At 72.1% G+C, this 5,150-nt stretch carries 4 protein-coding genes; 2 read left to right on the forward strand and 2 right to left on the reverse strand.

Going from position 1 to position 5,150, the window contains the following annotated elements; genetic code table 11:
* A partial coding sequence (locus AB0M20_RS26320; RefSeq protein ID WP_364302571.1) for a thiamine pyrophosphate-dependent enzyme occupies positions 1-481 on the reverse strand: 481 nt, incomplete at its 3' end.
* A gap of 131 nt (positions 482-612) precedes the next feature.
* Between AB0M20_RS26320 and AB0M20_RS26325 the strand changes: the two genes are divergently transcribed.
* The gene (locus AB0M20_RS26325; RefSeq protein WP_364302574.1) at positions 613-1,062 is read left to right on the forward strand and encodes an Lrp/AsnC family transcriptional regulator; all 450 of its coding nucleotides are present in this window, start codon (positions 613-615) and stop codon (positions 1,060-1,062) included.
* On the opposite strand, the gene AB0M20_RS26330 is transcribed toward AB0M20_RS26325, so the two are convergent.
* Positions 1,059-2,156: a hypothetical protein gene (locus AB0M20_RS26330; RefSeq protein ID WP_364302576.1), complete on the reverse strand. Its 1,098-nt coding sequence runs from the start codon at positions 2,154-2,156 to the stop codon at positions 1,059-1,061. The two genes, AB0M20_RS26325 and AB0M20_RS26330, sit on opposite strands and share 4 nt — an antisense overlap.
* A gap of 141 nt (positions 2,157-2,297) precedes the next feature.
* Between AB0M20_RS26330 and AB0M20_RS26335 the strand changes: the two genes are divergently transcribed.
* On the forward strand, positions 2,298-5,150 hold a 2,853-nt coding region (locus AB0M20_RS26335; protein ID WP_364302578.1), incomplete at its 3' end, for an amidohydrolase family protein.

Raw genomic sequence — 5,150 nt, forward strand, 5'->3', positions numbered from 1 at the left:
CGTCGCCGCACAGCGCCATCACCACGGTCGGCTCGTCGCGCAGGCGGGCGGCGTGGGCCACCCCGACGGCGTGCAGCAGCTGGGTGGCCAGCGGTGTGGCCAGCGGTGCGACGTTGTGCTCGTACGGGTCGTAGCCGTTGTGCCAGTCGCCCTTGAGCAGGGTCAGCACCTCGACCGGGTCGACGCCGCGGGTCACGGCGGCGACCGTGTCGCGGTAGGTCGGGAAGAGCCAGTCGCCGTCGGCGAGCACCTGCGCGGCGGCGACCTGGCACGCCTCCTGCCCGTGCGACGACGGGTAGACGGCGAGCCGGCCCTGCCTGACCAGGGCGTAGGCCTGGTCGTTGAAGCGGCGGCCGGCGACCAGGGCCGCGTACGCCGTCCGCAGCGCGGTGTCGTCCGGCATTCCCGCGGCGCCGGTGGGTACCCCGTCCGGGTCGATGAGCATGACCGGCTCGTTCGAGGGAAGGAGGTCATGTGTCATGGTGAGATGCTCGCGGTGCCGACAGATGAACGCCAGGTCCCGCTGAAACACGAGAACATGTCGCTTGCGAGCGCTCAGGAGGCGGCCATTCGTTCACCTGAACGGTCGTTTCGGAAGGAGGGGTGAGACAGATGGCTGCCGACCTCGACGACATCGATCATCGGATCCTCGACGAGCTGACCGGGGACGGGCGGATGTCGATGCGTACGCTCGCCGAGCGCCTGCACATCTCGCGCGCCAACGCCTACGCGCGGGTCGACCGGCTCCGCAAGTCCGGGGTGGTGCGCGGGTTCACCGCCGACATCGACCCGCAGGCGGCCGGGCTGGGCACGTCCGCGTACGTGACGCTGAGCCTGCGGCAGGCCGACTGGCGCGAGGTGCGGTCGCAGCTGCAGCGGCTCGACGGCGTGGCGCACATCGGCCTGGTGGGCGGCGAGTTCGACGTGATCCTGCTGGTCCGGGCCCGGGACAACGCCGACCTGAGGCGTCTGGTCCTGGACGAGATCCAGGGCATGCCGGGCGTCCTCAACACCCGTACCCACCTGGTCTTCGAGGAGCCGCGCCCGACGGGCGGGCGTTAGCCGCGCACCTTGCTGAGGTCGAGGTCGGGGTCGCGGCCGTTCGACGGCACGACGTCGGGGATCGGGGGCGGCTTGATCGCCGGCTGACCCTGCTGGGCCTGCGGGTCCTTGCTGGGCAGGTGATCGAGGATCTGCTGCGCGCGATCGTCGGCGACCCGGGTGACCAACTGTTGCGCGATGCCGAAGACCAGGGCGTAAGCCAGGATCTGGCGCTGGTTGTCGAGGTTGGTCAGGCCGGGGACGAAGCCGCCGGCGAGCAGCAGCATCCCGATGACGGCGCTGAGCCCGCCGAACGGCACCTTGAGCACGGCCAGCGCCGTGGACACGCCGTAGGGCGTCGAGCTGCCCCGCATGCCGCGGATGGCGACGATCGCCCCCAGCATTCCTCCGACCATCCCCAGGCCGGCGACGATCAGGACGTCGCCGTCGGTGGGCGCACGGCCTTCACCGCTCGGGCAGACCGCCTGGGTGAGTGCCGGCTGGCCGGGCACCGCCGTGGTCACCTCGGGGTTGAAGCACAGCGGGATCGCCTCTGGGAAGAAGAAAACGGCGCCGACCAGGATGACGGTGGCGACCGCGATCGCGACCGCGGTAAGGATGATCTTGTTGCGGAAGTCCCGCAGCCGCACGTACTTCTCATCCGACGCGTCGTAGGACGTCTCCATCGCCTGCCGCATGGCCGCCCGCTGGCGCCGCCCGCGCCCGTTCTCCAGGAAGCACTCCGCCTCCACACGGCGGGGGTCGTTGCGGTCGAGGGTCATCGCCAGGCGGGTGCGAACATCCGCGATCTGCGCCTTGAAGTCGTCCTCGGGCAGCAGCTCGACGAGGAAAGTCTTGGCGGCGTGCACATGCCGGAAGGCGCGCTCCACCGACGTCCCGCGCCACCGGTCGCCCACTCCTCGCCAGCGCAGTTTCGACCGGCACTTGCACGCCTCGCGGGCCATGGTGAGGTGATGCCGGACCGCGGCCTCACCGGCCGTACCGTCCCGGGCGCCCTCCAGGGCCACCTCGAGCTGGTGCTCGATCCGGTCGGTCTCGACGGACACCTGCACGGCCCACGGCTCGGGCCACGGTTCGTAGGACGTCGGGCTCACGGGACCTCCCCGGAACGGAACTGGAAACGGGAACCGTCGCACGCCCGCGCCGGCATCGACGGCCATTTGTCCTAGATCGGTCGGACGCTCCGGGTTACGCTCGGCGCTGGCGTACTCACACTCATCGATGAGGTGGTCCCGATGCCGATCAGCAGGCGTGATCTGTTCGCCGGGGTGGCCGCGACCACCGCCGCCGGGGTGGTCGTCGGTGATCCGGCCGTGGCGGCCGTCGCCGGGCGGCGGGTCACCGCGACGACCGGTACGGACATCGCCGCCACCGTGTCGCCCGACGGCCGGTGGATCGCCATGGACCTGGTCGGCGTGCTCTGGGTCCTGCCCTCGTCCGGCGGCCCGGCGCGGCGGCTGACCGGGGACCTCTTCGACATCGCCCAGCCCGACTGGTCGCCGGACGGCGACCGGCTGGCCATCCAGTCGTACCGCGACGGGAACTTCGACATCTGGACCGTCCGCCGCGACGGCGGCGGCCTGCGCAAGCTCACCACCGGCCCGTTCGACCACCGCGAGCCCCGCTTCTCCCCCGACGGCCGCCGGCTGGTGATCTCCAGCGACCGCACCGGCAGCTACGGCCTCCATCTGCTCGGTGCCGACGGCGGCCCGCTCACCACGCTCGCCGACACTCCGGGCGTGCAGGAGTACGAGCCGGCCTGGTCGCCCGACGGCCGCCGGGTCGCCTTCGTGGTGGCGAACACCCGCATCGACGTTGTGGACGTGGCGACCGGCGCCCGCGAAACCGTGGTCACGCAGCCGGCGCCGCGGATCATCCGCGCGCCGTCGTTCACCCCGGACGGGGCCGGCCTGATCTACCACGTGACCTACGACGGCAAGGCCGAGCTGTGGCGCGACGACGCGCCGCTGGTCACCGGAGAAGACGTTTTCCCGTTCCGGGTGACTTTCCGGTCGGCCGGCGAGTTCGTCTACACCGCCGACGGCCGGATCAAGACCTCGAGATCAAGATCCATCGGGTACGCGGCCGCGCTGGGCGTGACGCCGGCGCGGTACCGCAAGCGCCGCCGCGACTTCGACTCCACCCGGCCACGCCCGGTCGTCGGCATCGGCAGCCCGGCGCTCGCCCCGGACGGCACGATCGCCTTTCGCGCGCTCAACGACATCTGGACCATGGCGCCGGGCCGCGCGCCCCGCCCGCTCACCCGCGACCAGTGGTGGAAGTGCGATCCGGCCTGGTCGCCGGACGGCCGGTACCTGGCGTACTCGACCGACCGCGGCGGCACCCTCGACATCTGGCTGCGCGATCTGACCACCGGCGCCGACCGGCAGCTCACCGACCTGCCGAACGCGGCCGCGGTCTCGGCCGCCTGGTCGCGGGACAGCTCGCGGCTGGCGTTCCTGGATCAGACCGGCGCGCTCTACACGGTCGAGGTGGCGACCGGCGCGGTGCGCGCGCTCTACGCGGCCACCTTCGAACCCGGCAAGCCGACGTGGTCCGCGGACGGCCGGACCATCGCCCTGGCGGCGGTCGTGCCGTATTCGGCCCGCTACCGCGAGGGGCTCAGCAAGATCCTGCTGGTCGACGTGGCCACCGGCGCCGGCCGCTACGTCGATCCGCTGCCGGACCGGTCGCTGCAGACGCGCGGCGACGACGGGCCGGTGTGGTCGCCGGACGGCAGCCAGATGGCGTACGTCGTGGCGAGCGTGCTGTGGGTGGTCGACGTCAACGCCGACGGCACCTTCGCCGGGCGGCCGCGCCGGGTCACCTCCGAGGTCACCGACGCGCCGGTGTGGAGCGGCGACTCCCGGGAGCTGCTCTACCTGCACAACGGTTCGCTGACGATGGTGTCGGCCGCCGGTGGGCGGCCGCGGCGCGTACCCATGTCATTGAGCTGGACCAACAGCAGACCCCGCGGCCGCATCGTGATCCGCGCCGGCCGGCTGTGGGACGGCGTGTCGCGGCGGCTGGCGACCGACGTCGACGTGGTCGTCGAGGGGCATCGGATCACCGCCGTCGAGCCGCACCGGGCCGGGCGGGACGGGCGCGTCGTCGACGCCCGCGACGGCGTCGTGATCCCCGGCCTGATCGACATGCACCACCACCGCGAGATGCAGGGGTACGGGTACGGCGCGCGGCAGGGCCGGCTCTGGCTGTCGATGGGCGTCACCACCACCCGCTCCCCGGGCAGTCCGGCCTACCACATGGTCGAGGAGCGGGAGTCGATCCAGTCCGGCGCGCGGATCGGGCCGCGCTACTTCGCAACCGGCGAGGCGATCGACGGCCCGCGGATCTACTACAACTTCATGCGGCCGACCTTCGACACCGCGCAACTGGCGCTCGAACTGTCCCGCGCCGGCGCCCTCGACTACGACCTGATGAAGGCGTACGTGCGCCTCCCACCGGTGTGGCAGCGCCGGGTGATCGACTGGGCGCACCGGCACGGTGTCCCATCCACCTCGCACTACCACTATCCGGCGCTGAACCTCGGCAGCGACGGCATGGAACACGTCGGCGCGACGAGCCGCTTCGGCTATTCGCGCACGGTCTCGGCCCTGGGCGCGGTCTATCCCGAGGTGGCCTCGCTGTTCGTCGCGGCCGGCGCGACGCTGACTCCGACGCTGTTCAACTCCGCGACGCTGCTGGTGGACGACGACTCGCTGGCGACCGACCCGCGGGTCCGGGCGCTCTACCCGCCGTGGGAGTACGCCCTGCTCCAGGCGCAGATCGCGACCGGCCGCACGACCGACCAGACGCCGACCCGGCAGAACCTGGCCCGCCAGGTGGCCCATCTGGTGCGGCTGGTGCGCGGCGGCGGCCGGGTGATCAACGGCACCGACTCACCCATCGCCGCGAATGCGATCAGCACCCACCTCAACCTGCGGGCGATGGTGCGCTACGGCATGACCCCGTACGAGGCGCTGACCACGGCGACCCGCACCCCGGCGGAGTTCCTGACCGAGCCGCTGGGCCGGATCGCACCGGGCTGCTACGCGGACATCACGGTGCTGGACGGCGACCCGCTCGCC

The organism is Actinoplanes sp. NPDC051633, from assembly GCF_040681735.1.
Classification (GTDB): Bacteria; Actinomycetota; Actinomycetes; order Mycobacteriales; family Micromonosporaceae; genus Actinoplanes.

Bases quoted from the DNA above. Each gene is read 5' to 3' on its own strand.
- AB0M20_RS26325 (WP_364302574.1), top strand. From the start codon at position 613: ATGGCTGCCGACCTCGACGACATCGATCATCGGATCCTCGACGAGCTG.